The sequence below is a fragment of the Pseudomonas sp. NPDC086251 genome, assembly GCF_044746405.1.
GTDB lineage: Bacteria > Pseudomonadota > Gammaproteobacteria > Pseudomonadales > Pseudomonadaceae > Aquipseudomonas.
The window spans coordinates 72,164-96,805 of record NZ_JBIVBY010000008.1; the positions used below are offsets into that span (position 1 = coordinate 72,164).

24 protein-coding genes and 1 pseudogene are annotated in these 24,642 nt (G+C 60.9%); 15 read left to right on the forward strand and 10 right to left on the reverse strand.

Annotation, left to right across the window (positions count from 1 at the left end):
• Positions 1-20: 20 nt before the first annotated feature.
• Positions 21-815: an IclR family transcriptional regulator gene (locus ACIPL2_RS11850; protein WP_401356302.1), complete on the reverse strand. Its 795-nt coding sequence runs from the start codon at positions 813-815 to the stop codon at positions 21-23.
• 164 nt (positions 816-979) lie between these two features.
• Here ACIPL2_RS11850 and hmgA point away from each other — a divergent pair, with 164 nt between their 5' ends.
• The 3 genes from hmgA to maiA are packed head-to-tail and all read left to right on the forward strand — an operon-like array spanning position 980 to position 4,240.
• Positions 980-2,284 carry a homogentisate 1,2-dioxygenase gene (gene hmgA, locus ACIPL2_RS11855; RefSeq protein WP_401356305.1) on the forward strand — a complete coding sequence of 435 codons (1,305 nt, stop codon included), beginning with the start codon at positions 980-982 and terminating at the stop codon, positions 2,282-2,284.
• Between the two features lie 3 nt (positions 2,285-2,287).
• Positions 2,288-3,592, forward strand: coding sequence for a fumarylacetoacetase (gene fahA / locus ACIPL2_RS11860; protein WP_401356308.1), 1,305 nt, complete (start codon positions 2,288-2,290; stop codon positions 3,590-3,592).
• Between the two features lie 12 nt (positions 3,593-3,604).
• A complete protein-coding gene (maiA, locus tag ACIPL2_RS11865) occupies positions 3,605-4,240 on the forward strand; it encodes a maleylacetoacetate isomerase (RefSeq protein ID WP_401356310.1) in 636 nt (211 codons plus the stop codon).
• 391 nt (positions 4,241-4,631) lie between these two features.
• Here maiA and ACIPL2_RS11870 read toward each other — a convergent pair whose 3' ends face one another.
• Positions 4,632-5,435 (reverse strand): SirB1 family protein, encoded by an 804-nt coding sequence (locus tag ACIPL2_RS11870; protein ID WP_401356313.1) that lies wholly within the window; start codon positions 5,433-5,435, stop codon positions 4,632-4,634.
• Between the two features lie 183 nt (positions 5,436-5,618).
• Between ACIPL2_RS11870 and ACIPL2_RS11875 the strand changes: the two genes are divergently transcribed.
• Positions 5,619-6,638 (forward strand): Glu/Leu/Phe/Val dehydrogenase dimerization domain-containing protein, encoded by a 1,020-nt coding sequence (locus ACIPL2_RS11875; protein WP_401356315.1) that lies wholly within the window; start codon positions 5,619-5,621, stop codon positions 6,636-6,638.
• Positions 6,639-6,851: 213 nt separating this feature from the next.
• Here the strand turns inward: ACIPL2_RS11875 and ACIPL2_RS11880 are convergent.
• Positions 6,852-7,106, reverse strand: a pseudogene (locus ACIPL2_RS11880) (YebG family protein); the annotation flags it as partial.
• A 323-nt stretch (positions 7,107-7,429) separates the two neighbouring features.
• Between ACIPL2_RS11880 and ACIPL2_RS11885 the strand changes: the two are divergent.
• Positions 7,430-7,930, forward strand: coding sequence for a phosphate-starvation-inducible protein PsiE (locus ACIPL2_RS11885; protein WP_059403308.1), 501 nt, complete (start codon positions 7,430-7,432; stop codon positions 7,928-7,930).
• Here the strand turns inward: ACIPL2_RS11885 and ACIPL2_RS11890 are convergent.
• From ACIPL2_RS11890 to ACIPL2_RS11900, 3 genes are all read right to left on the reverse strand, one after another.
• Positions 7,927-8,244: a DUF3509 domain-containing protein gene (locus ACIPL2_RS11890; RefSeq protein WP_401356319.1), complete on the reverse strand. Its 318-nt coding sequence runs from the start codon at positions 8,242-8,244 to the stop codon at positions 7,927-7,929. The two genes, ACIPL2_RS11885 and ACIPL2_RS11890, sit on opposite strands and share 4 nt — an antisense overlap.
• A gap of 279 nt (positions 8,245-8,523) precedes the next feature.
• Positions 8,524-9,825 carry a serine/threonine transporter gene (locus tag ACIPL2_RS11895; RefSeq protein WP_401356321.1) on the reverse strand — a complete coding sequence of 434 codons (1,302 nt, stop codon included), beginning with the start codon at positions 9,823-9,825 and terminating at the stop codon, positions 8,524-8,526.
• Positions 9,826-9,890: 65 nt separating this feature from the next.
• Positions 9,891-11,267: an L-serine ammonia-lyase gene (locus ACIPL2_RS11900; RefSeq protein WP_401356324.1), complete on the reverse strand. Its 1,377-nt coding sequence runs from the start codon at positions 11,265-11,267 to the stop codon at positions 9,891-9,893.
• A gap of 136 nt (positions 11,268-11,403) precedes the next feature.
• On the opposite strand from ACIPL2_RS11900, the gene ACIPL2_RS11905 reads away from it, so the two are divergent.
• From ACIPL2_RS11905 to ACIPL2_RS11940, 8 genes are all read left to right on the forward strand, one after another.
• Positions 11,404-12,351, forward strand: a complete 948-nt coding sequence (locus tag ACIPL2_RS11905; protein ID WP_401356326.1) for a LysR substrate-binding domain-containing protein — start codon at positions 11,404-11,406, stop codon at positions 12,349-12,351.
• Between the two features lie 213 nt (positions 12,352-12,564).
• A complete protein-coding gene (locus tag ACIPL2_RS11910; protein ID WP_059403312.1) occupies positions 12,565-12,975 on the forward strand; it encodes an HPF/RaiA family ribosome-associated protein in 411 nt (136 codons plus the stop codon).
• 362 nt (positions 12,976-13,337) lie between these two features.
• Positions 13,338-13,643, forward strand: coding sequence for a DUF3649 domain-containing protein (locus ACIPL2_RS11915; RefSeq protein WP_401356329.1), 306 nt, complete (start codon positions 13,338-13,340; stop codon positions 13,641-13,643).
• The gene (locus ACIPL2_RS11920) at positions 13,640-15,220 is read left to right on the forward strand and encodes a PepSY-associated TM helix domain-containing protein (protein WP_401356331.1); all 1,581 of its coding nucleotides are present in this window, start codon (positions 13,640-13,642) and stop codon (positions 15,218-15,220) included. The genes ACIPL2_RS11915 and ACIPL2_RS11920 overlap by 4 nt, the downstream gene beginning before the upstream one ends.
• The gene (locus tag ACIPL2_RS11925; protein ID WP_401356333.1) at positions 15,221-15,547 is read left to right on the forward strand and encodes a DUF3325 domain-containing protein; all 327 of its coding nucleotides are present in this window, start codon (positions 15,221-15,223) and stop codon (positions 15,545-15,547) included. It abuts the gene before it with no gap.
• 4 nt (positions 15,548-15,551) lie between these two features.
• Positions 15,552-16,115 carry an RNA polymerase sigma factor gene (locus ACIPL2_RS11930; RefSeq protein WP_401356335.1) on the forward strand — a complete coding sequence of 188 codons (564 nt, stop codon included), beginning with the start codon at positions 15,552-15,554 and terminating at the stop codon, positions 16,113-16,115.
• Entirely contained in the window at positions 16,112-17,101 is a 990-nt protein-coding gene (locus ACIPL2_RS11935; protein ID WP_401356338.1) for a FecR family protein, read from the forward strand. Before ACIPL2_RS11930 ends, ACIPL2_RS11935 begins: the two co-directional genes overlap by 4 nt.
• 217 nt (positions 17,102-17,318) lie before the next feature.
• Entirely contained in the window at positions 17,319-19,748 is a 2,430-nt protein-coding gene (locus ACIPL2_RS11940) for a TonB-dependent siderophore receptor (RefSeq protein WP_401356340.1), read from the forward strand.
• A gap of 100 nt (positions 19,749-19,848) precedes the next feature.
• On the opposite strand, the gene ACIPL2_RS11945 is transcribed toward ACIPL2_RS11940, so the two are convergent.
• Positions 19,849-20,724: a helix-turn-helix domain-containing protein gene (locus ACIPL2_RS11945; RefSeq protein ID WP_401356343.1), complete on the reverse strand. Its 876-nt coding sequence runs from the start codon at positions 20,722-20,724 to the stop codon at positions 19,849-19,851.
• 138 nt (positions 20,725-20,862) lie between these two features.
• Here ACIPL2_RS11945 and ACIPL2_RS11950 point away from each other — a divergent pair, with 138 nt between their 5' ends.
• Positions 20,863-21,765: a DMT family transporter gene (locus ACIPL2_RS11950; RefSeq protein WP_401356346.1), complete on the forward strand. Its 903-nt coding sequence runs from the start codon at positions 20,863-20,865 to the stop codon at positions 21,763-21,765.
• A 46-nt stretch (positions 21,766-21,811) separates the two neighbouring features.
• On the opposite strand, the gene ACIPL2_RS11955 is transcribed toward ACIPL2_RS11950, so the two are convergent.
• The gene (locus ACIPL2_RS11955) at positions 21,812-22,786 is read right to left on the reverse strand and encodes a 2-hydroxyacid dehydrogenase (RefSeq protein WP_401356348.1); all 975 of its coding nucleotides are present in this window, start codon (positions 22,784-22,786) and stop codon (positions 21,812-21,814) included.
• 191 nt (positions 22,787-22,977) lie between these two features.
• On the opposite strand from ACIPL2_RS11955, the gene ACIPL2_RS11960 reads away from it, so the two are divergent.
• Complete coding sequence (locus tag ACIPL2_RS11960; RefSeq protein WP_401356351.1) at positions 22,978-23,235, forward strand: hypothetical protein; 258 nt, start codon at positions 22,978-22,980, stop codon at positions 23,233-23,235.
• 137 nt (positions 23,236-23,372) lie between these two features.
• Here ACIPL2_RS11960 and ACIPL2_RS11965 read toward each other — a convergent pair whose 3' ends face one another.
• Together ACIPL2_RS11965 and ACIPL2_RS11970 are read right to left on the reverse strand one after the other, a co-directional pair.
• Positions 23,373-24,122 carry a YkgJ family cysteine cluster protein gene (locus tag ACIPL2_RS11965; RefSeq protein WP_401356353.1) on the reverse strand — a complete coding sequence of 250 codons (750 nt, stop codon included), beginning with the start codon at positions 24,120-24,122 and terminating at the stop codon, positions 23,373-23,375.
• 94 nt (positions 24,123-24,216) lie between these two features.
• Positions 24,217-24,543, reverse strand: a complete 327-nt coding sequence (locus ACIPL2_RS11970) for a hypothetical protein (protein ID WP_401356355.1) — start codon at positions 24,541-24,543, stop codon at positions 24,217-24,219.
• Between the last annotated feature and the right edge of the window lie 99 nt (positions 24,544-24,642).

Sequence of the window (24,642 nt, forward strand, 5' to 3'; positions counted from 1 at the left end):
TTTATGCACAACCGCTTTTCTTATGATGTTGGTGCTGCGGGTTCAAACCCCATTCGCCAACTAACGGCACGGGTGGCGGACAACAGGCGTTGGGCGGCAGGGCCGTTTTCATCGGCATGAAACAGCGACGTCGGCCCAACTACCGTCAGTACAGCAGCGACTTTGCCGACTGCGTTAAACACAGGCGCGGACAACGCATCCACGCCCGGCATCAACAAACCATGCACATGATGCAGACCGCGCTCGCGGATCTGTTCGCACAATGCTGCATAAGTTTCGTCGTCCGCCAGGGCATGGGCGCTCGCGGCTTTTAGTTCCTGCTCGCGCAAGTCGATGGTTTCGCGCTTGGGCAGGTACGCGCCGAACACCAGACCGGTGGATGAACTGAGCAACGGCAACACCGAGCCCAATTGTGTCACTACCGTCACCGCACGCACGGCCGGTTCAATATGCACCACGGTCGCGCCTTGATTGCCCCATACCGCCAAAAAGCAGGTCTCGTTCAAGTCATCGCGCAACTCGGCCAAGGGCAGGGCGGCGACTTTCAGCACGTCCATACTGTTGAGTGCGGCGAGGCCGACGCGCAAGGCTTCGCGGCCCAGGCCGTAATGGTTGGTGGCGGTGTTCTGCTCGGCAAAGCCGCTGGCGATCAAGGCCTGCAAATAGCGGTGAACCTTGCTCGCCGGCATTTGCACGTGTTCGGCCAGGCGCGACAGCGACGTCGAGGGCGACAACTCGGCCAATGCCTTGAGGATGTCGGTGCCGACCTCGGCCGAGCGGACTTTCTGTTTACCGTTGCTTAGCGGCTTTTCCATGGAGGCGGTGTGATCCCGGGACGAATGGGCGTCTTTATAGCTTGACGGTCAATACCAATCAAATTACGTTATGCGTAATCGAATTACGATAAAAATAACCCGGGCGTGCCGAGAGCTCTTCGACGGAGGACAGGCCATTGCCTACTCCCTGTTCAGGAGGCTCCATGAACCTCGATTCAACGGCGCCCGCGCTGGCTTATCAGTCCGGCTTCGGCAATGAATTCAGCAGTGAAGCGTTGCCCGGCGCACTGCCTGTCGGCCAGAACTCCCCGCAAAAAGCCCCGTACGGCCTCTACACAGAATTATTCTCCGGCACCGCGTTCACCATGGCCCGCAGTGAAGCGCGACGCACCTGGATGTACCGCATTCAGCCGTCGGCCAATCACCCGGCGTTCGTCAAGCTGGAGCGGCAACTGGCTGGCGGCCCGTTGGGTGAAGTGACCCCCAATCGACTGCGCTGGAACCCGTTGGACATCCCGAGCGAGCCGACCGATTTCGTTGATGGCCTGGTGAGCATGGCCGCCAACTCTGGCCCGGAAAAACCGGCCGGGATCAGCATCTACAGCTACCGCGCCAACCGCTCCATGGAGCGCGTGTTCTTCAACGCCGACGGTGAATGGCTGGTGGTGCCGCAATTGGGGCGCCTGCGCATTGCCACCGAGTTGGGTGTGCTGGAACTGGAGCCGCTGGAAATTGCCGTGTTGCCGCGCGGTCTGAAGTTCCGCGTTGAACTGCTCGACCCGCAAGCGCGCGGCTACCTTGCCGAGAACCATGGTGCGCCGCTGCGTCTTCCGGATCTCGGGCCCATCGGCAGCAATGGCCTGGCCAATGCGCGGGACTTCCTGACCCCGGCCGCCCATTACGAACACCTCAAGCAACCGACCACGCTGGTGCAGAAATTTCTCGGCCAGTTGTGGGGCTGCGAGCTCGATCATTCGCCGCTGAACGTGGTCGCCTGGCACGGCAATAACGTGCCGTACAAATATGACCTGCGGCGTTTCAACACCATCGGCACGGTGAGTTTCGATCACCCGGATCCGTCGATCTTCACCGTCCTGACTTCGCCGACCAGCGTCCACGGCCTGGCCAATCTCGACTTTGTGATCTTCCCGCCACGCTGGATGGTCGCGGAGAAAACCTTCCGTCCACCGTGGTTCCACCGCAACCTGATGAACGAATTCATGGGCCTGATCAAGGGCGAGTACGACGCCAAGGCCGAAGGTTTTGTGCCCGGTGGCGCGTCCTTGCACAGCTGCATGAGCGCCCACGGCCCGGACGGCGAGACCTGCACCAAGGCGATCAACGCCGAACTGGCGCCGGCGAAAATCGACAACACCATGGCCTTCATGTTCGAGACCAGCCAGGTGCTGCGCCCGAGCCAATTCGCCCTCGACTGCCCGCAACTGCAAACCAACTACGATGCCTGCTGGGCCACGTTGCCCGCCACTTTCGACCCGACCCGGAGATAACCCATGACTCAGACAACCATCACTCGTAGCTGGGTTGCCTCCGCCAACGGCCACGCTGATTTCCCGCTGCAAAACCTGCCTTTGGGCGTGTTCAGTGTGAAGGGTTGCGCGCCTCGTAGCGGCGTGGCCATCGGTGAACACATCTTTGACCTGGAAGCCGCGCTCGATGCGGGCCTGTTCGACGGCCTTGCGAAAACGGCCATCGAAGCCACCCGTGGCGGTCAGTTGAACGCATTCTTTGAACTCGGTCGCGAAGCGCGAGTGGCGTTGCGCGAGCGTCTGCTAGAGCTGCTGAAAGAAGGCAGCGCCCTGCACGGCAAGATCGAAGCACAAGGTTCGAAGTTGCTGCCACTGGCGGCAAACTGCGAGATGCACCTGCCGGCGAAAATCAACGATTACACCGACTTTTACGTCGGCATCGAGCACGCGCAAAACGTTGGCAAACTGTTCCGCCCGGATAATCCGCTGCTGCCGAACTACAAGTACGTACCGATCGGTTATCACGGTCGTGCCTCGACCATTCGCCCGTCCGGCACCGATGTGCGTCGCCCGAAAGGCCAGACTTTGCCAGCCGGTCAGACCGAGCCGACGTTTGGTCCGTGCGCACGTCTGGACTATGAGCTGGAACTGGGCATCTGGATCGGTCAGGGCAACGACATGGGCGACTCGATCGCCATTGGCGATGCCGCCGATCACATTGCCGGTTTCTGCCTGCTCAACGATTGGTCAGCGCGGGATATCCAGGCCTGGGAATACCAGCCACTGGGCCCGTTCCTGTCCAAGAGTTTCATCACCAGTATTTCGCCGTGGGTGGTGACCGCCGAGGCACTGGAGCCGTTCCGTTGTGCCCAGCCGGCGCGCCCGGAAGGTGATCCGCAGCCACTGCCGTACCTGTTCGACAAACGCGATCAGGCCGCTGGCGCCTTCGACATCGAACTGGAAGTGCTGCTGCTCACCGAAGGCCTGCGCGAGCAAAAACTGCCGGCTCATCGCCTGACCCTCAGCAATACAAAACACATGTACTGGACCGTGGCGCAAATGGTCGCGCACCACAGTGTCAACGGCTGCCAGTTGCAGGCCGGTGACCTGTTCGGTTCGGGCACGTTGTCGGGGCCGGAAAACGGTCAGTTCGGCAGCCTGCTGGAAATCACCGAGGGCGGTAAAAAGCCGATCGAACTGGCGTCCGGTGAAGTGCGCAAGTTCCTCGAAGACGACGACGAAATCATCCTGCGCGCCCGTTGCAGCCGCGAGGGGTTTGCCTCTATCGGTTTCGGCGAATGCCGTGGCAAAGTACTGCCGGCGCGCTAAGGAGATCGGGTCATGGAACTCTATACCTACTACCGTTCGACATCGTCCTATCGGGTACGTATCGCGCTGGCGCTCAAGGGCCTGGATTACCAGGCACTGCCGGTCAACCTGATCGCACCGCCCGGTGGCGAGCACCGGCAGCCGGCGTATCTGGGCGTTAATCCGCAAGGTCGGGTTCCGGCGTTACGCACCGACGAGGGCGACCTGCTGATCCAGTCGCCGGCCATCATCGAGTACCTGGAGGAACGTTATCCACAGGTGCCGCTGCTGTCCAAGGACCTCGTTGCACGCGCCCGTGAGCGCGGCGTCGCGGCGCTGATCGGCTGCGACGTGCACCCGCTGCACAACGTCAGCATGCTTAACAAACTGCGCCAGTTGGGCCACGATGAACCGCAGGTGATGGAGTGGATCGGCCACTGGATCAGCCAAGGGTTGGCGACGGTGGAACGGTTGATAGGTGATGAGGCTTACTGCTTCGGCCCGCAGCCAGGGTTGGCTGACCTGTACCTGATCCCGCAGCTGTACGCGGCAGAGCGATTCAACATTTCCCTTGAAGCGTACCCACGAATTCGCCGAGTGGCGGCACTGGCAGCAACACATCCCGCCTTCATCAAGGCCCACCCGGCCAACCAGCCAGACACCCCATAAAGCCTCACACCGAACGAAATGTGGGAGCGGGCTTGCTCGCGAATGCAATCTGCCAGTCAACATCACTGCTGACTGACACACCGCCTTCCCGAGCAAGCCCGCTCCCACATTTGGCCGATGCCAACCACAAGATTCACAGTCAACACATCACTCCTGTAGGAGCGAGGCTTGCCCGCGAAGGCGGCGGTACATCCAGCATCGATTTGACGGACACACCGCTTTCGCGAGCAAGCCCCCTCCCACATTTGGCCGATGCCCTACACAAGATTCACGGTCAACACACCACCCCTGTAGGAGCGAGGCTTGCCCGCGAAGACGGCGGTTCATCCAGCATTGATGTGATGGACAGATCGCTTTCGCGGGAAAGCCTCGCTCCTACAAAAGGCGGGGATCAGTGGACGATTGAGTTGGGCGGTAGGTGCCCCAGTCGTTCAGTCAGGCGAATCCGCTGGATCGGGTCGTCGCTGAGCAGCAGGGCATGCTCCAGGTCGAAGCGCTCGGCGTTCGGGCAGTCCAGCCGTTGATACAGGCTGGCCCGGGCCAGGTAATCGGCCGCACTGGCGTTGCCCAGTTCCAGCACGCGTTCCGCGTCGATCAAGGCGCCGATGTAATCATCGTGGGACAGGTGCAACTGGCGCAGGTTGCGCGACAGCCGCTGCAGCATCTGCACGGGTTCGGCGGTGAGCAAATGTTCAGCGCTGAGCTTCATGTTCGGGCCGTACTGGCGTTGCAGCAATTCCCGGCAATCGTTGGGGTACAGGCGACGGCCGCCGCAAGGGTCGAGCAAGTGATCGGCGCCCGGAACCCGCAGCAGGAAATGCCCCGGGAAATTGACCCCGACCAGGGGGATCTCCAGACCTTTGGCCAGCTCCAGCGCGATCAACCCCAGGGCCAGCGGTTGGCCACGCCGACGTTCCAGCACTTTGTTGACCAACGCCGCTTGCGGGCGCAACGGCGTGAAGTCGTCTTGGGCGAACCCCAGGTCATTCATGCGCCGTAACAACGGCTGGGCCAATTCGCTCACCGGCAACATCGGCAAGCCATAACTGACCCGCAGTCGCAGGTCCTTGAAGTCGTTGAGTACCGCCTCGGGATTCACCTCTTTGTCATGTTCGGCAGCCATCCACAGCGCCGCCTCGAACAGCGCGGGCGGTGTACGTTGCAGACAGTCGAAAAAGCGCTGACGGGGGGTCATCAAAATCTCCGGGCAATGCCTCGTTTTAGCCCCGTCTCCGCCATTCGTCCAGTGCCGTACACAGGCTGGTGCGGGTTATTTCCGAAAGCCTGCATGGCGGTGTCGCTTATTCCGGTGCGCTTCAGCAAATTTTGGGCGCAAGCCTATACTGGCGACTACAAGAAGTGATTCGGGAGCCCCACGATGTTCGCTCTCATGCAAAGCACTCGCCTTGAATCGCTGCATCTGAGCGTCGACCCGGTCACCGGGTTGAAGGCGGTCATTGCCATCCATAACAGCCGCCTGGGGCCTGCCCTGGGCGGTTGTCGTTATCTTGCCTACCCCAGCGACGAATCCGCCGTCGAGGACGCTGTGCGCCTTGCCCAAGGCATGAGTTACAAGGCAGCGCTGGCCGGCCTGGCCCAGGGCGGCGGCGTGGCGGTGATTGTGCGTCCGGTCCATGTGGAAAACCGCGCGGCGCTGTTCGAAGCCTTCGGGCGTTGTATCAATCAGCTCGACGGGCGCTATATCACCGCGATCGACAGCGGCACTTCCGTGGCCGACATGGATTGCATTGCCCAGCAGACCCAACACGTCACCAGCACCACGTCCGCCGGCGACCCGGCGCCCCACGCGGCGATGGGCGTGTTCACCGGCATTCGTGCCACCGCCATGGCGCGTCTGGGCAGCGACAACCTTGAAGGCTTGCGCGTGGCCATTCAAGGGTTGGGCAACGTCGGGTTTGCCCTCGCCGAACAACTGCACGCCGCCGGTGCCGAGCTGCTGGTCAGCGACATCGATCACGGCAAAGTGCAACTGGCGATGGAGCAACTTGGCGCGCATCCGATCGCCAACGATGCGCTGCTCAGCACGCCTTGCGACATCCTCGCGCCCTGCGGTCTGGGCGGCGTTCTCAACAGCCACAGCGTGACGCAATTGCGCTGCGCGGCGGTGGCCGGTTCGGCGAACAATCAACTGACCCATCTGGAAGTTGCCGATCAGCTGGAGCGGCGGGGCATTCTGTATGCCCCGGATTACGTGATCAACGCGGGCGGGCTGATCTACGTCTCGCTCAAACACCGTGGCGAAGCGCTGACGACCATCACCGCGCACCTGTCGAAAATCAGCTCACGGCTGACCGAAGTCTTCGCCCATGCCCAAGCGGAAAAACGTTCGCCGGCGCGGGTGGCGGATGAATTGGCGGAGAGAGTGCTGTACCGATAAAGGAGCAGGGGCGCCGGTCGAGGCGCTTGAGCCACCCGACGTCCAGTTTCCTGCGGGCATGAAAAAGGCCCTGAGCCATTTGACTCAGGGCCTATTCAATTCGGGCGTTGCTTACTTTGCTGTTTTGGCAGCCTTGGCTGGCTTGGTCGGCGCAGCGCTCGCCTCTTCAACAGGTTCAGCCACTTCTACGGGAGCCGCTTTCTCAACGACTTCAGCCGGCGCATTGAGCAGTTCGGACAGGGCGTCCGGCTGGCTCTTGAACGCCTTGGCGAACACATCGCGATTCTTCGCCATGTAGATCCCGGCTTCTTCCACTTGCTGCTCGGTCAGGGACGGAACGGCTTTTTGCAACACTTCAGCCAGCAATTCGGCCAGTTCGAGCATTTTGTCATGACGGTCAGCTTCGGCTTTATCCATGAACAAGCGCTCCAGATCTCGGCTGCTGCGGTATACCACTTCGACGGCCATTCACCACCTCACATGCCTTCACATTAAGTTGTCTGTTCGACTACTGTATTTATATACAGCGAAAAGGATAAGCGAATCCCTTCGGTTTGGGTAGTGGCTTTTCAATGTAGACCGAATTCAGGGTTTGTCAGGTGAACTGTGTTGCCCCCTTCGCGGGCAAGCCTCGCTCCTACAGCGAAGGCGTCCGCCCAAACACCACCAACGTGCCTCTTTTCACCCAACCTACATCTCACCCAACAACCTCTGGCCTTTTTTCTGCATGCAGAACAACCGTCACGTCCAACCCGCATCATCCGGTCAAGCCGACCTAAGGAAGCATCATCGTGAAAATCAATTGGGCCGAGAACCTGCGGCAGAACGTGCATCAACTGGCCGAGTCCTTGGGCAACCTGTTCGTCGAGACCTTCCACTACCTGGCGCTGTTCGCCATCGGCGCAGTGACCGCATGGGCCGCGGTGATGGAATTTCTGCAGATGATCGAGGAAGGGCACATCAAGATCGATGACATCTTGCTGCTGTTCATCTACCTGGAACTGGGGGCGATGGTCGGGATTTACTTCAAGACCAATCACATGCCGGTGCGTTTCCTGATCTACGTGGCGATCACCGCACTGACGCGACTGCTGATCTCCAACGTCTCGCACCACAACCCGCCGGACCTGGGGATCATCTACCTGTGCGGCGGGATTCTGCTGTTGGCGTTTGCGATTCTGGTGGTGCGTTACGCCTCGTCGCAATTCCCTTCGGTGAAGATCGAACACCCGCAACGCAAGATTGGTGCGGGTTCCGGTGAACATCCCGAAGTAGAGAAGGGCGAGATTTAAAGCCGCATCGCCGGACGGCTGTGGCGTTTGGCCGGTGGTGGCGGCAGGTTGCGATTGTCACCATCGGTCATGGCTTCGAGAATGGCCACGGCGCTGTGGCCCTGTTCGATCGCAATGCCGAATTGAATGCTTTGCACCAGGCGCTTGAGGCGCTGGGGATCGTTGCGTTGTTCGGCGCTGATCATCCGTTTGGCGACCACATGGCCGTTGTTGGACAAGGTCAGCATGATGCTGCCATCCAGGCCCTGAATGCTCAGGTTGATCTGGTAATCCGGTGCAAAGGCATCGGTAATGAGCTGAAAGGGGTTGTCCATGATGCGTCACCGCCTGATTGAACGTGCAGTAATTGACTGGCCATGATCGGGATTAGTTCGCAACACCAGACCATCGGCCATTCCGTAGCCATATCGCCATCATCGCTGTTGTTTTTCTACACAGGACACTTAGCAAGGGGCATGCCGGAATAAACGCTACCCCTTGTAGGAGCGAGCTCGCTCGCGATGGACGTCAACGATAACCCGTGTTCACTGGATAAACGCGTCGCCCTCAGCCCCATCGCGAGCAAGCTCGCTCCTACAGGTTTCCTGCCCGTTTCAGGGCATGAATGAATAGATGATCGCAGACAGTGCAATCAAACCGATCAGCACCACGAACACGTTCGAGGCCTGCCCGGAGTACTGGCGCAAGGCCGGCACGCGGCGGATGGCGTACATCGGCATCAGGAACAACAGGCATGCGATAATCGGCCCGCCGAGGGTTTCGATCATGCCGAGAATGCTCGGGTTGAAGGTCGCCACGGCCCAGCAGCTGAGGATCATGAACAATGCGGTCACGCGGTTCAGCCAGCTCGCCGACATCACCCGGCCACGGCCGCGCAGGCTTTTAACGATCAGCCCCTGAAAGCCTTCGCTGGCGCCGATGTAATGCCCGAGGAAGGATTTGGTGATCGCCACCAGCGCAATCAACGGCGCGGCGTACGCAATCACCGGCGTCTGGAAGTGGTTGGCCAGGTACGACAGGATCGAGATGTTCTGCGCTTTCGCCGCGGCCAAATCCGCCGGAGACAGCGCCAGCACACAGCTGAAGCAGAAGAACATCACCGTCACCACCATCATGGCGTGAGCGATGGCGAGGATGCCGCCGCTCTTGCGCTCGGCTTGCTCGCCGTAGCGTTGTTTCTGATCGACGGCGAAGGCGGAGATGATCGGCGAATGGTTGAACGAGAACACCATCACCGGGATCGCCAGCCACAAGGTCTTGAAGAACAGCGGCAGCGGCATGCCTTCACTGGCAGTGGCGAAGAACGCGCCGTTCCAGTTCGGCACCAGGCTCACGCCCAGCAGCAGTAACGCCGCGACGAACGGGTAAACCAGCACGCTCATGCATTTGACGATGACGCCCTGGCCGCAACGCACGATCGCCATCAGGCCGAGAATCAAGCCCAGCGACAGGATGGCTCGCGGTGGCGGCGTCATGTGCAGTTGGTGTTCCATCAGGCTGCTCAAGGTGTTGGTCAGTGCCACGCTGTACACCAGCAGAATCGGGAAGATCGCGAAGAAATACAGCAGCGTGATCAGCTTGCCGGCACCGACGCCAAAGTGTTCTTCCACCACTTCGGTGATGTCCCCGGAACGACCGGACAGCACGAAGCGGGTCAGGCCACGGTGGGCGAAAAAGGTCATCGGGAACGCCAGCACCGCCAGAATCAACAGCGGCCAGAAACCACCGACCCCGGCGTTGATCGGCAGGAACAGCGTGCCAGCGCCAATCGCCGTGCCGTAGAGGCCGAGCATCCAGGTGGTGTCGTGTTTGCTCCAGCCCTGGGTGACTGTCGCGGCATCGCGTTTGAGTTCTACAGCAGGATTATCAGCAGCAGGTGTACTTACATCGGTCATCGTTTTTTGGCCTCGTTATTGTTCTTGCTCGGGCTCACGTGTCGCGGACGGTCAGGGAATGCGCCTCAGCACTCCACCCAGCTCACCGCCAGGCCGCCCCGTGAAGTCTCTTTGTATTTGTCGTGCATGTCGGCGCCGGTATCGCGCATGGTGCGGATCACCCGGTCCAGGGAAATGAAGTGTTTGCCGTCGCCACGCAGAGCCATTTGCGTGGCGTTGATCGCCTTCACGGCGGCAATCGCGTTGCGCTCGATGCACGGCACTTGCACCAGGCCGCCGACTGGATCGCAGGTCAGGCCGAGGTTGTGTTCCAGGCCGATCTCGGCGGCGTTTTCCAGTTGCTCCGGGGTGGCGCCGAGGATGTCCGCCAGGCCCGCGGCAGCCATCGCGCAGGCGGAGCCGACTTCGCCCTGGCAGCCGACTTCGGCGCCGGAGATCGACGCGTTTTTCTTGCAGAGAATGCCGACGGCCGCAGCGCCCAGAAAGAAATTCACCACGTCATCGTCCGACGCATCGGGATTGAATTTCATGTAGTAGTGCAGCACCGCTGGAATGATCCCGGCCGCGCCGTTGGTGGGTGCGGTAACCATTCGTCCGCCGGCGGCGTTTTCTTCGTTCACGGCGAGGGCGAACAGGTTCACCCACTCCATGGCCGACAGCGTGGAGGTGATGACATTCGGCTTGCCGATTTCCAGCAGGCTGCGGTGCAATTTCGCCGCGCGGCGCGGAACATTCAGGCCTCCGGGCAAGATACCTTCGTGGCGCAACCCTTGCTCGACGCACTCGCGCATCACCGACCAGATGTGCAGCAAACCCTGGCGGATGTCTGCTTCGCTGCGCCAAGCCAATTCATTCGCCATCATCAGCTCGGAAACCCGCAGGCCATGCTGGTTGCAGAGCTTGAGCAATTCGGCGGCGCTGGAAAAATCGTAGGGCAGCACCACGTCGCTGGAAGGCGCAATGCCAGACTCGGCTTCCGCTGCCTCGATGATGAAACCTCCGCCGATCGAGTAGTACGTTTGCTCCGACAGTTCACCGGTTTCGCCAAAGGCTGTCAGGGACATCGCATTGGGGTGGTAGGGCAAACTCTCGTCGAGCAGCAGGAGATCGCGTTGCCAGTTGAAGGCAATGGTCGCTTTACCGGCCAGGTTCAGTTGGCTGGTTTCGCGCAGGGTTTGAATTCGGCTTTCGATACAGGTCGGATCAATGCTGTCCGGCCATTCGCCCATCAGGCCCATGACGCAGGCGCGGTCGGTGGCGTGGCCGACACCGGTGGCGGAAAGGGAGCCGTAGAGGCGGATTTCTAACCGCCGTACGTCATCGAGTAAACCTTGATCGATGAGGGCCTGGGCAAACGTCGCGGCGGCACGCATTGGGCCGACGGTGTGGGAACTGGACGGACCGATGCCGACTTTGAAGAGATCGAAAACACTGATAGCCATGCTAAAGCCTATACAAGCAATGGAAGAGGAATCGCTGCCATGTTTTGTAGGCCAAGCGCAATGTGGGCGATACTGCCCACCTCGGTCCTACGTGACCAACGAAACTTCCTAAGACAGCCTTTAGCAGGACTAAACGATGAGTCGTCAATTGCACGCCCAGACTTATGTCTGGCTGCACGTGTTTTCCTGTGCTGCGCGGCACTTGTCGTTCACCCGATGTGCCGAAGAGCTGCACATCACGCCGGGTGCGGTCAGTCAGCAAATCCGACAGCTGGAAGAACGCTTGGGTTTTCGCCTGTTTCACCGTCGCGCTCGCGGCGTGGAATTGAGCGCCGAGGGCCAGCGACTGGCCATCACCGTCAACGAGGCTTACGGCAGCATCGACGCAGAATTGCGACGACTGGACGCGGGAATGATCAGCGGGATTTTGCGCCTGCGCTCGATTCCTTCGTTCCTGAGCAAGTGGCTGACCCCGCGTCTGCCGCGATTGCAGCAGCGTTTTCCGGACATTCAATTGCGCCTGGTGGCCGAGGACAGCAGCGTGCCGTTGCACGAGGGTGACTTCGACTTGGCTATCGACCTGAACGACGGTAGTTATCCCGGTTTGTTATCCACAGCCTTGCTCGATGAGCAGATCTTTCCGGTGTGTGCCCCAAGCCTGTTGCGCGGTCGACCGCCGCTGCACGGCCCGGCGGACCTGGTGCATTTTCCGTTGCTGCATGACATCACCGCCTGGCGCGGCAGTTATGAGTATGCGGAATGGGAGTTCTATCTGAATGCCATCGGCTTTGAGGGCGCGGATGTGCGGCGCGGGCACACCTTCAATCGCAACCACCTGACCATCGAAGCGGCGATCGCCGGGATGGGCGTGGCGATTGCGCGGCGCACGTTGCTCAACGATGAGCTGGAGCGAGGGACGCTGATCGTGCCGTTTGGTCTGGCGGTGCCCAATCACAAACGCTATGTATTGCTTTACGCACCGGGCGCGCTGAGCCATCCGGGCGTGCGGGCGGTGCATGATTGGCTGGTAGAGGAGGCGGCGGTTTTTCGCAGTCTGCACCCGTTGGCGGAGCAGCAGATGTGAGCAATTGTGACAAAGAGGCGAGGCGACCCAACTCCCGACCTTAACAGCGCTTTTACCGGTTGTCCGGCTTTTTTTGCGAATCCATATTTATCTTTTTTTAGGGGTTGAATTGTTCGGCGCACAGACCGATTGTGTAAGTAAGAGGTCACGGTGATGACGCCCAAGGGCTAGCCGGAGGGCCTCTAGCGAGCTAGCTGAAATAAGGGATGAACTATGCAAATCCAAGTCAACAGTGATAACCATATTCAAAGCAGCATCCGACTGGAGGAGTGGGTACGTACTACCATTGAGAGCACGCTCGAACGATACGAAGAGGACCTGACCCGCGTCGAGGTCCACCTGCGGGACGAAAACGGCGACAAGCCCGGACCGCATGACATGCGCTGCCAGCTGGAAGCGCGGCCAAAAGGCCACCAACCGATTTCTGTCACCCATAAAGCTGACTCCCTGGAACTGGCGATCGACGGGGCGGCCACCAAACTTGAACATGCTCTGGATCACCTGTTCGGCAAACTGCGGGGCAAACCACGTGCCGCGGTAGTGCCGTTTGAAAGGGGCGCACATGCTGATGTGCTGCTGGAAGAAGAGTTTCTAGAGAACGAACAGGCTGCGCAAAACGGCTGACGCCTGATTTAATTTTTACCTTTCCTCCGACAAACGGGTCTGCTTATGCAGGCCCGTTTTTGTTTGCGCGTTCAGTCATCTCCGCCCCAACGCATTTTCGTGTAGCAGCTGCCGAAGGCTGCGTTCGGCTGCGAAGCAGTCGTGAAACCTAAGTGCACGATTCCTTGAATAACCGCGGCGTCTGACTTAACGACTGCTTCGCAGCCGAACGCAGCCTTCGGCAGCTGCTACAGGTGGCGTTTCTCCTGTCGTATAGGCGATATCGTCGGAGTCTTTTGCGTATGAGAATATTTATCATTAATATTGCGGCCTTGCTGGCTCCGTGACTTTCGCGTGGCCTCACCCGGTTTCAAGGTCGAAACATGAAAGGCAAATCCACCACGCTCCCCGTTTCCTATCGATTGGCGGTCACTTCGCGGGTGCTCGCCGCCGTGCTGGGCGGTTATCTCGTTTCGGCGTTGGCCAGCGTCAGCCTGACGATGTGGTTGCCGATGGCGCGCGCCGAAGCCGTCGTGAGCGGAATGATGAGCTCGTTTCTGGTCTATCTGGTCGCGGTGCTCTGGTGCTTTGCCTGCCGCACTGCGTGGCAAGCCTGGATCGGTTTGATGGTGCCGAGCCTGGTGTTGGCGGCCGTTTCCGGGCTGGCGTACTGGATGGGTCACTCATGAAGGAGGGTTTCCGCCAAGCCATGGCCTGGCTGCACACGTGGGCCGGTTTGATCTTCGGCTGGCTGCTGTTTGCGATTTTCCTGACCGGCACACTGGCCTACTTCAAGGACGAGATCAGCCACTGGATGCAGCCGGAAATTCCCGCGCGTTCGGTGTCCTCCGAAGCCAGTTTGATTCTGGCGCAGGACTATCTTCAGCAGCACGCCACCGGTGCTTCGCGTTGGCTCATCGAGTTGCCGAGCGTGCGGGAACCTGGCCTGTCAGTGCGCTGGCAGCAGTCACCAGTCAAGCGCGGTGAACGCGGCCGCTTCACTGAAAAACTGCTCGACCCGCAAACCGGCGCCGAACTGCAGGGCCGCGACACGATGGGCGGAGACTTCTTTTATCGCTTCCATTTCCAGCTGCAAATGCCCTATCCGTGGGGCCGTTGGTTATCGACGATCGCCGCGATGGTGATGTTCATCGGCCTGATCACCGGGATCATCACCCACAAGAAAATCTTCAAAGACTTCTTCACCTTTCGCCCGCGCAAAGGCCAGCGTTCGTGGCTCGATGGGCACAATGCCGTCGGCGTTCTGGTGTTGCCGTTTCACCTGATGATCACCTACAGCAGCCTGGTGATTTTCATGGCGATGGTCATGCCGGCGAGCATTCTCGCCTCGTACAAGGGTCATGCCAGCCAGTTTTACGCCGAGGTGTTTCCGGCTTCCAATACACCGGAAGCCGTTGGCCAACCCACGCATTTGGCACCCTTGGCGCCGCTGCTGGAAAAGGCTCGCGAACAGTGGTCCGGTGGGCGAGTAGGGCGGCTGACGGTGAACAATCCGGGCGACGCAAATGCCTCTGTCGTGCTGGCACGTGACGGCAGCGACCGGGTGGTCCACGACTTTGGCAGTGCGGTGACGTTCAACGGCGTGACCGGCGAACTGCTCGGCACCACCCCGAAGCAAGCGCTGCCAGTGGCGATTGCCGGGAGTTTCTACGGTTTGCACATGGGCCATTTCGCCGGCCCGGTGTTGCGCTGGCTGTACTTCATGTGCGGTCTGGCGAGCACGGCGATGATCGGCACCGGGTTGGTGATCTGGCTCGGCAAGCGTCAGCTCAAACATGCCAAAAGCGCTGTGATGCCGTTCGAGTTGCGCCTGGTGGAAGTGCTGAACATCGCCAGCATGTCCGGGCTGGTGATCGCGGTAGCAGCGTTCTTCTGGGCCAATCGCTTGCTGCCGGTCGAGATGGCCGGGCGAGCGGAGTGGGAAGTGAACAGCTTCTTCATGCTCTGGGGGCTTAGCGTGTTGCATGCCATGGTCCGCCGTGGTCGCTCGGCGTGGGTCGAACAGTTGGCGCTGGCGGCACTGTTGTATTGCGCGGTGCCGTTGTTGAACGCCCTGACCACGCCGTATCACTTGGGCGTGACGTTGGTGCAGGGTGATTACGCCTTGGCCGGTTTCGATTTGGCGTGCTTGGGCAGTGGGCTGTTTCTCGCCTGGGCCGCGTGGAAAATGCAGCGCGCGGGGAAGGCCGATGCTGTTGTTCGCAAGCGCGCTCAACCGATCACGCTTGAGCGAGGAATCAACTGAATGTTGCTGGCGCTGATGCTCTGCTATGGCGGTTTCACCGCGCTGTGTTTATCAATGGATCGGCATCACAGTGACCTGCTGGGCCGCAAACCGTCGGCCCGGCGCCGGCAATCGATGAAACTCGGTGGCTGGCTGTTGCTGAGCCTGTCGCTGTGGGCGGCGGTGTCAGCAACCGGTTGGGGGCTGGGATTGGTGGAATGGTTCGCGGTGTTGATGCTCAGTGCCTTGCTGCTGGTGCTGTTGATGCCGTATCGCCCGCGTCTGGCGCTGGGGTTGGCCGGCTTCAGCCTGCTCGCCAGCCCGGTTGCCGTGTTCGTGCAGGGCTGACCGGATGATCGCCAGCCCCCCGGAATCCCATGACGATGAACACCGCGGTGCGCGTGCGCATTTCCTGCAGGTGTTCCTGTCGCAGCGCTCGCAGATGGAAGCGCTGGTGAACCGTCGCGTCGGTTGCCGGGCGACGGCGGCGGACCTGGTGCAGGACTTGTTCGTGCGTTTCTGGCGTCGGCCACTGGTGCAGGTTGAAGAACTCAGCACTTACCTGTTGCGCTGCGCCGGCAACATCGCCATCGATCATTTGCGCAGCGAAGGCACGCGGGTGCGGGTCAACGAAGGCTGGATGCCGGAGGCGCCGGACAGCCAGGGCAGTGAACCGCAAGCGGCGCTGGAGGCGGGCAACGATTTGCGGCATGTCGAAGCGGCGTTGCGCGCGTTGCCTGAGCGCACGCGACAGATCTTTTTGCTCAATCGCATTCATGGCCGCAAATACGCCGAAATCGCCAAGGTCATGGGCCTGTCCCAAAGTGCCGTGGAAAAACATATGATGCGCGCCCTCGAAGCCTGCAAGGCCAGCCTTCGAGAACCCGAACCGCGTACGCCAGGGAAAGCACCGTGAACACCATCGAACGCGTCACCCCGACGCTGGCTCAGGAACAGGCGGCTTTTGCCTGGCTGAGTCTGTTGCATGACCAGCCCAGCAGCGGCGATCAATTCACTTTCAGCCAATGGCTGCAGGCCGATCCGGCCCACGCCGAGGCGTACGCCCAGGCGCAAGTGGTGTGGGAATTGAGCGAAGGGCCGGCGCGGACCCTGGCCAATGAAGAGGCGTTGGCCTTGCAGGGTTATCTGAATGCGATGAATCGTTCGCGCCGCAGCAGCGTGCGGCGATGGTCCGGTGTGCTGGCGATGGCTGCGTGTCTGCTGTTGATGGTCAGCCTCGGTGCGGGCTGGCAGCCGACGCGCTGGATCGATGACCTGGGGGCGGATTATGTGTCGGCGCCGGGGGAAATTCGCACAGTCACCTTGGCCGATCAGTCGCAAGTGACCCTGGATGCCGACAGCGCGATTGCCGTGGATTTCAGCGGTGGCGAGCGGCATGTCCAGGTGCGTCGTGGTGCCGGATTTTTCAGCGTCACCCACACCGGCGAGCCGTTTGTGGTCGACGCTGAACAGGGTCAGGCGCGGGTGCTCGGCACGCAGTTTGAAGTGCGCCTGCAACCTCGCGGCGCGCAGGTCACGGTGTTGTCCGGGCGGGTGGGTGTGACGGCGAGCCAAAACGCCGAGCAGCAAATCCTCACGGCTGGCCAGCAAGTGGCGTATGGCGGTGGCTCGGCAGAGAAACTCCACGCGGTCGACAGCGAAGCGCAGTTGGCGTGGCGTCAGGGCTGGCTCAATTACTACAAGGCGACACTCGCCGATGTGGTGCAGGATTTGGGGCGTTATTACCCTGGGCGGATTGTGTTGCTCAACGATGAGCTGGCGGCACGGCGGGTCAGTGGCAGCTTTCCGAGCAAGGATCCGCAGGCGGTGTTGAGTTCGTTGCAAGGCGTTCTGGGGTTTGAGCAGCACAGCGTTTTGGGGCATTTGATTATTTTGCGTTGAGGCCACCGGCCTCTTCGCGGGCAAGCCTCGCTCCTACAGGATCACGCAATCCACTGTAGGAGCGAGGCTTGCCCGCGAAGGCGTCAGATCAAACACCACCGAACCCGAATAAAAATATTTTCAACTATTTGATGAGGTAAACCCCGACGCCATTCGTGTAGTGACTGAAACTGCGAGTCATTCGCATTCCGTAGCGGTTCTACACAGGTCATGAGCAATGAAGTCCAGGGCAAAATCGGGTTCGGTCAAACAATGGTTGGGGGTTTCTGCATTGAGCTTTTCGGCGCTGGCCTTGCTGCCGCTGAGTGTGGCGCTGGCCGCTGAAACCGGCACTAGCCAGCCGCGTACGCAGTTCAGCTTCGCGATGGCCGCCAAACCGCTGCCCCAGGCCTTGAGCGACTTCAGCCGGATCACCGGCATCAGCGTGGTCTACACCGATGAAGCGCCCTACGGCCTCAATGCGCCGGCCGTCAGCGGGCAGATGAGCGCCGAACAAGCGATGCAACGGTTGCTCGGCGGTTCGGGCTTCACCTTCCGTCGCACCGATGGCCACACGTTGGTCCTGGAACCGCTGCCGACCGAAGGCGCGCTGAACCTGGGCGCGACCACCATCACCTCGGTGATGGATCAATCCATGAGCTATCAGCCGCCGCCCACCAGTTCGGTGATGCGCTCGTCGGCCTTGCTCCAGGAAATCCCCCAGACGGTTAACGTCGTTGCCGCCCAAGTCATTCGCGATCAGGCGCCGCGTAACCTCGACGACGCACTGGCCAACGTCAGCGGCATCACCCAGGGCAACACGCTGGCGAGCACCCAGGACTCGGTGATGACCCGTGGCTTCGGCGACAACCGCAACGGCTCGATCATGCGCGACGGCATGCCGATCGTGCAGGGCCGGGGCCTCAACGCCAGTGTCGACCGGGTCGAGGTGCTCAAGGGCCCGGCCTCGTTGCTCTACGGCATCCAGGACCCGGGCGGCGTGGTCAACATGGTCAGCAAAAAGCCTGAGCTTGAGCAGTACAACGCCCTGACCGTGCGTGGCTCGACCTACGGCGACGGCAAAAACGGCAGCGGCGGCGGCCTCGACAGCACCGGCGCACTGGGCACATCCGGCCTCGCTTACCGCATGGTGCTGGACCACGAGGACGAAGATTATTGGCGCAACTTCGGCACCCATCGCGAGACGTTGGTGGCGCCGTCGCTGGCCTGGTTCGGCGAAAGCACCCAGCTGTTGTTCGCCTATGAGCACCGCGAGTTTCTGACCCCGTTCGATCGTGGCACGGTGATCGACCCGCGTGATAACCACCCGCTGGACATCTCCCGTGAGCGTCGCCTCGACGAGCCGTTCAACAACATGGAAGGTCGCTCGGACCTGTACCACTTCGAGGCTGATCACGAGCTCAACGACAACTGGAACGCCCACTTCGGCTACAGCTGGAACCGTGAAACCTACGACGCCAGCCAGGTGCGCGTCACCGCCATCGACACCACCAAAGGCACGCTAACGCGGAGCATGGACGGCACGCAGAACGCAATCAGCACCGACCGTTTCACCACTGCCAGCCTCGAAGGCAACGTCAATGTCTTGGGGATGCAAAATGACTTGGTATTCGGCATCGATGACGAATACCGCAAGATCTACCGCGAAGACCTGATCCGTCAGAAAAGCCTGACCACGTTCAGCTACCTCAATCCGGTGTACGGCCGCGAAGTCGCCGGCACCACGGTCAGCCCGGCGGACAGTGCGCAGACTGATTTACTGCGCAGCGACTCGGTGTTTTTGCAGGATTCGATCCACCTCACCGACCAGTGGATTCTGGTCGGCGGCGCGCGCTTCCAGACGTACGACCAGTACGCCGGTAAAGGTGTGCCGTTCCAGGCCAACACCGACAGCAATGGGCAGAAATGGGTGCCCCGCGCCGGCCTGGTGTATCGCTACACCGACGCGTTGTCGTTCTACGGCAGCTACACCGAATCGTTCAAACCCAACTCGACCATCGCGCCCTTAAGCGGCAGTAGTACCGTGCTCGACGGCAGCATTGCGCCGGAAGAAGCCAAGTCCTGGGAGGTCGGCGCCAAGCTCGATATGCCGGGTCGCGTGACCGGCAACGTCGCGCTGTTCGACATCAAGAAACGCAACGTGCTGGTCGCCAACGCCGAAGGCCCGACGACGATCTACAGCGCCGCCGGTGAAGTGCGTTCCCGTGGCCTGGAAGTGGACTTGAGCGGCCAACTCAGCGATCGCTGGAGCCTGATCGGCAGCTATGCCTACACCGATGCCGAAGTCACCGAAGACCCGGACTACAAGGGTAAAAAACTGCAGAACGTGGCGAAGAACAGCGGCTCGCTGTCGGCGGTGTATGACTTCGGCACCATCGTTGGCGGTGACCAGTTGCGGGTTGGCGCGGGGGCACGTTATGTCGGGGAGCGGGCGGGTAATGCGGTGAACGATTTCGACTTGCCGAGCTACACCGTGGCCGATGCGTTTGCCACCTACGACACCAAGGTCGACGGGCAGAAGGTCAAGTTTCAGCTCAACGTGAAGAACCTGTTCGACCGCACCTACTACACCTCGGCGGCGAGCCGGTTCTTTGTGTCGATGGGGGATTCGCGGCAGGTGATGTTGTCCAGCACCTTGGAGTTCTGACGGTAGACCGCGTCATCGTTCTTCGCGGGCAAGCCTCGCTCCTACAGGTTCAGCGTTGCCTTTGTAGGAGCGAGGCTTGCCCGCGAAGACGGCCTGACATCTAGCGCAAAAACGCCAGCCGATACTCCCCGGGCGTCCCACCCAACGCCTGGCGAAACCGATTGGTAAAGTGACTGGCACTGGCAAACCCGCACGCCAAGGCAATCTCCCCCAACGGCTGCGACGTCGAGCGCAACAACTCCCGCGCCCGGCTCAGTCGCCGCGACAACACGTACTGATGCGGCGGCAAGCCAAAGCTCTCCCTGAACATTCGCGCAAAGTGGTATTCCGACAGCGCACACAATCCCGCCAATTGCCCCAGGCTGATGGCCTCCGCCAATTGGCTGTCGATGAACTCCACCAACTGCCGTCGCTGATGCGCCGCCAACCCGCCCTTGAGCCGCAAGCCTTCGCGCATGCCGACCTGGCTGAGCAGCGCGTGGCTGAGCATTTCATGGGCCAGGCTGCTGGTGAGCACGCGTTCGCCCGGTTCCTCCCAATTGAGCGTGATCATCTGCCGAAAGCGTCGGGCTTGCTGCGGGTCGTCGAGAAAGGTGCTTTCGCGCAGCTGCAATTCACGCGGTTCGCGGTCCAGCAGCGTGACGCAGCCGAGGGCGAATTGTTCGGGGCTGAAATAAAGGTGGGCCAGGCGAATGTCGCCATTGATCACCCAACCAGACTGATGATCGGCCGGCAGGATGCACAGTTTGTCCGGGCCGCCCTTGGTGCCGGGCTGATCGCGGCGGAAGGTGCCGGTGCCACCGGCGATGTAGCAGGACAAGGTGTGGTGGCTCGGCGCTTCGTAGTCCTGGGCGTCGTGATGGTTGCTCCACAAGGCTGCAGCCATGCCGTCACCGAGCTCGGCGCTGTGCTCGAGGCGAGCATTGGGCGAGCGGTTGAGGGCTTGAAAGACTTGCAGGGTTTCCAGTGCGGCCATGATCGGTTCTCTCCAACGCCTTGCATCCTACTCCGTAGACATTCGGCTGCCAGCCCGTGGCCCGACAAAAGCGCAAGTTTATGCAAGTGCGCCAAGGCGCGGCGCAGGACACTGAACACCTATTCAGGAGTCTGTGCCATGAACCTTTCGTTGTATCTGCTGACCGTGCTGATCTGGGGCACCACCTGGATCGCCCTGAAATGGCAGTTGGGCGTGGTGGCCATCCCGGTGTCGATCGTCTATCGCTTCGGCCTCGCCGCGCTGGTGCTGTTCGTGATGTTGCTGCTGAGTCGACGCCTGCAAGTGATGAACCGGCGCGGACACCTGATCTGCCTGGCGCAGGGCTTGTGCCTGTTCTGCATCAACTTCATGTGCTTCCTGACCGCCAGCCAATGGATCCCCAGCGGCCTGGTCGCCGTGGTTTTTTCCACTGCCACCCTGTGGAACGCCCTCAATGCGCGGGTGTTCTTTGGCCAGAGAATCGCCCGCAATGTGCTGATGGGCGGTGCGCTGGGCTTGTTCGGGTTGGGCCTGTTGTTCTGGCCTGAACTGGCCGGCCATACCGCGAGCCCGGAAACCTTGCTCGGTTTGGCCTTGGCACTGCTCGGCACCCTGTGTTTTTCGGCGGGCAACATGTTGTCCAGTTTGCAGCAGAAGGCCGGGCTCAAGCCGTTGACCACCAACGCCTGGGGCATGGCGTATGGCGCGGCGATGCTCTCGGTGTGGTGCCTGGTCAAAGGCATTCCGTTCGATATCGAGTGGAATGCACGTTACATCGGGTCGCTGCTGTACCTGGTGATTCCGGGCTCGGTAATTGGCTTCACCGCGTACCTGACGCTGGTCGGGCGCATGGGGCCTGAGCGTGCAGCCTACTGCACCGTGCTATTTCCGGTGGTGGCGCTGAATGTCTCGGCGTTTGTCGAAGGCTACCAATGGACCGCGCCGGCGCTGGTCGGGTTGGTGCTGGTGATGCTGGGGAATGTGCTGGTGTTTCGCAAACCCAAGGCGCCGCTGGTGCAGGGCAATGGCAAGCTGGCTTGATCGTGCGTAACCGACGGGCAGGCGCCGAAACGCCTGCCCGTTTCGCTTAGCCTTTCCAGACTTGCGGGTTCACCAGATCCTGCGGCCGTTCACCCAACAAGGCGCTGCGCAAGTTGGCCAAGGCACGATTAGCCATGGCCTCGCGGGTTTCATTCGTAGCTGAGCCGATGTGCGGCAAGGTCACGGCGTTTTTCAGCTGGAACAGCGGCGATTCGGCCAGCGGTTCTTTCTCGTAGACATCCAGGCCGGCGCCACGGATGCGGTTGTTTTGCAGCGCGTCGATCAGTGCCGTTTCGTCCACCACCGGACCACGGCTGATGTTCACCAGAATCGCGCTCGGCTTCATCAGCGCCAGTTCGCGATGGCTGATCAGGTGTCTGGTTTTCTCGCTGAGCGGCACCACCAGGCAGACGAAATCGGCTTCGGCCAGCAGTTGATCAAGGCTGCGCAACTGCGCGCCGAGTTCCTGTTCCAGTTCGGTCTTGCGGCTGTTGCCGCTGTAGATGATCGGCATGTTGAAGCCGAGCCGACCGCGACGGGCAATGGCCGCGCCGATATTGCCCATGCCGACTATGCCCAGAGTCTTGCCGTGCACATCGCAACCGAACAGCTGTGCGCCGACGGTCGCTTGCCATTGGCCGGCCTTGGTCCACGCGTCCAGTTCGGCCACGCGGCGGGCGCTGCTCATCAGCAAGGCGAAGGCCAGGTCGGCGGTGCTTTCGGTGAGCACATCCGGCGTGTTGGTCAGCATGATCCCGCGTTCGTTGAAATAGGCGACGTCGTAGTTGTCGTAGCCGACCGAGACGCTGGAGACGACTTCCAGTTTGGCGGCGTTTTCCAGTTGCGCGCGGCCCAGTTTGCGGCCCACCCCGATCAGCCCGTGGGCGTGGGGCAGGGCTTCGTTGAATTGCGCGTTGATGTCACCGTTTTTCGGATTCGGCACGATGACGTCGAAGTCCTGTTTGAGGCGTTCGATCATTTCGGGGGTGATGCGGCTGAAGGCGAGGACGGTCTTTTTCATCGGAGGAGGGCTCGTCGGGCGGAGGTGAATGGTAAGCACGCTAACATTCTTCGCGGGATTTGTGCGAGCCGCACGTCAACCGCTCAACGGCCGGTGCAAGCTTGAAGCTTGCGGCGCGCCATCCAGTTATACTGCTGCCTTTCGCGGCTCGCTCACCGGGCCCGACTTTATGTGTATCACCCGGAGCTTTCATGACTTCCCCGACACAACCGCCGGTTGCCGACGCCTTGAGCGACGACTCGGCAGACCTGCCAGACAGCGTCGACTCCAGCGCAGACAGCGAAACCAAAGCCGCGATCCCGGCGTTCAAGTTCCCGTTCAAACCGGGCGAACTGGCGGCAGCGAAGAACGCCAGCCAGCCGTGGTACAAGAATGGCGCGAAGAACGGCCACACCAAGACCCCGGGCGCTGCGCCTCCGGGTACTCGTCGTTCGATGGGTAAGCGCTAGGTTTCAGGTTTTGCGGTGATGCCGCTGCCGTCTTCGCGAGCAAGCCCGCTCCCACATTGGTTTTGTGAACGCCACAGATCAACTGTGGGAGCGAGCCTGCTCGCGATGGGTCCATCACAATCAACGCACCTTTCAGCTCAAGCCGCCCGCAACGAAATAAACGCATAGTTCGCAGGCTCATCCGCCACCACTTGCGCACCCGCCGCCAGCACCTGCCCGGCAACATCATCCCCCGATACATGAAACAGCCATTCGCTGCTCCACTCCGGCAACGTCTGCCCGCTCAACTCATCAATGATCGTCGCGAACTCGGTCATGTCCGGCAGATAAGCGGTAAAGCCATCGCCCTTCAACGCGGTCGTCCTGAACCCCATTAGTGCGCAAATCGCATCCTTGTACGGGATGTCATCGCGATCCGCCTGACGCGAGCGTTCAATCAAACCCGCCAGTTCCCGATCCACCAACTCACCGCCCACAATCAACTCCGGTCCTTTTTCCCACGACTCCGGCGGACATTCCTTCACGGCGGTGTTCAGTGGAATGTGCGGGTTGATTTCCATCGGATAGATACGGCACACCAGCGGCCGGCGCTCATAGATGCGGCAGAGGTTGTCTTCGTCAAGATTCCGGCAGGCGCCGACGTTGTACGCCGCAAAAGTGATGGCGACGTAGGCCTCGGCGGCGCCGCTTTGAACCCGCGCCGAGCGGCGTTCGGCATGCTCGCGTTGTTGCACCGGCAGGCCCAGGCCATTGGCCAGGAAACCTTCCACCAACACGATCACCTGGCCACCGTCGGCAGCCCATGAGCGGGCTTCAGGCAGGGTCAGGGGGACATGATGGTCATTGCAGCATTTGCCGCAACCTACGCAGGAAAACGTCGTATTCATTGAGCGGTCAGTCGCCTATCAGGGCTTGCAACGGCGACAGAATGCCGCCGCAAAGACCGCTGTCGAAGCAAGTTATGCGCCAGACCCTTTCGGGTCATTGGGCCTTGGCGGTTGGGCGAATGGAGTCCCATTCGGTGATGTAGGCGGTTTTGTCCTTCTTGCTATAGAGGCACAGCTCGGTGCCTTGCTGGCCTTTCATGTGTTTTTGCGGGTACTGGCCTTGCAGCAGCAGTGCGGTATAGCCCACTCGGTCATCGAACTGCGCGGCGTTGCCGACGGGTTTGGCGTTCTTCAGGCCGCTGGCCTTGGTGCAACTGGCGAGCACGGCTTTGTCGTAGGCGGCCCAGGCGTCGGGGCTGGAGGCGTGGGCCTGGGTGGCGAGGGCGGTGAGGCAGAGGAAGGTCAGGGTGACAGCTTTCATGATTCAGGCGTCCTTGGGGTTTTAGCCGAGGAGTATGCCTGAAGGTACGAGGTTGTTTGTGTCGGCCCCTTCGCGAGCAAGCCCGCTCCCACATTCGAC

Coding starts and splice junctions, on each gene's coding strand:
- ACIPL2_RS11850 (WP_401356302.1), bottom strand. CDS start 815: ATGGAAAAGCCGCTAAGCAACGGTAAACAGAAAGTCCGCTCGGCCGAG.
- hmgA (WP_401356305.1), top strand. CDS start 980: ATGAACCTCGATTCAACGGCGCCCGCGCTGGCTTATCAGTCCGGCTTC.
- fahA (WP_401356308.1), top strand. CDS start 2,288: ATGACTCAGACAACCATCACTCGTAGCTGGGTTGCCTCCGCCAACGGC.
- maiA (WP_401356310.1), top strand. CDS start 3,605: ATGGAACTCTATACCTACTACCGTTCGACATCGTCCTATCGGGTACGT.
- ACIPL2_RS11870 (WP_401356313.1), bottom strand. CDS start 5,435: ATGACCCCCCGTCAGCGCTTTTTCGACTGTCTGCAACGTACACCGCCC.
- ACIPL2_RS11875 (WP_401356315.1), top strand. CDS start 5,619: ATGTTCGCTCTCATGCAAAGCACTCGCCTTGAATCGCTGCATCTGAGC.
- ACIPL2_RS11890 (WP_401356319.1), bottom strand. CDS start 8,244: ATGGACAACCCCTTTCAGCTCATTACCGATGCCTTTGCACCGGATTAC.
- ACIPL2_RS11895 (WP_401356321.1), bottom strand. CDS start 9,825: ATGACCGATGTAAGTACACCTGCTGCTGATAATCCTGCTGTAGAACTC.
- ACIPL2_RS11900 (WP_401356324.1), bottom strand. CDS start 11,267: ATGGCTATCAGTGTTTTCGATCTCTTCAAAGTCGGCATCGGTCCGTCC.
- ACIPL2_RS11905 (WP_401356326.1), top strand. CDS start 11,404: ATGAGTCGTCAATTGCACGCCCAGACTTATGTCTGGCTGCACGTGTTT.
- ACIPL2_RS11910 (WP_059403312.1), top strand. CDS start 12,565: ATGCAAATCCAAGTCAACAGTGATAACCATATTCAAAGCAGCATCCGA.
- ACIPL2_RS11915 (WP_401356329.1), top strand. CDS start 13,338: ATGAAAGGCAAATCCACCACGCTCCCCGTTTCCTATCGATTGGCGGTC.
- ACIPL2_RS11920 (WP_401356331.1), top strand. CDS start 13,640: ATGAAGGAGGGTTTCCGCCAAGCCATGGCCTGGCTGCACACGTGGGCC.
- ACIPL2_RS11925 (WP_401356333.1), top strand. CDS start 15,221: ATGTTGCTGGCGCTGATGCTCTGCTATGGCGGTTTCACCGCGCTGTGT.
- ACIPL2_RS11930 (WP_401356335.1), top strand. CDS start 15,552: ATGATCGCCAGCCCCCCGGAATCCCATGACGATGAACACCGCGGTGCG.
- ACIPL2_RS11940 (WP_401356340.1), top strand. CDS start 17,319: ATGAAGTCCAGGGCAAAATCGGGTTCGGTCAAACAATGGTTGGGGGTT.
- ACIPL2_RS11945 (WP_401356343.1), bottom strand. CDS start 20,724: ATGGCCGCACTGGAAACCCTGCAAGTCTTTCAAGCCCTCAACCGCTCG.
- ACIPL2_RS11950 (WP_401356346.1), top strand. CDS start 20,863: ATGAACCTTTCGTTGTATCTGCTGACCGTGCTGATCTGGGGCACCACC.
- ACIPL2_RS11955 (WP_401356348.1), bottom strand. CDS start 22,786: ATGAAAAAGACCGTCCTCGCCTTCAGCCGCATCACCCCCGAAATGATC.
- ACIPL2_RS11960 (WP_401356351.1), top strand. CDS start 22,978: ATGACTTCCCCGACACAACCGCCGGTTGCCGACGCCTTGAGCGACGAC.
- ACIPL2_RS11965 (WP_401356353.1), bottom strand. CDS start 24,122: ATGAATACGACGTTTTCCTGCGTAGGTTGCGGCAAATGCTGCAATGAC.
- ACIPL2_RS11970 (WP_401356355.1), bottom strand. CDS start 24,543: ATGAAAGCTGTCACCCTGACCTTCCTCTGCCTCACCGCCCTCGCCACC.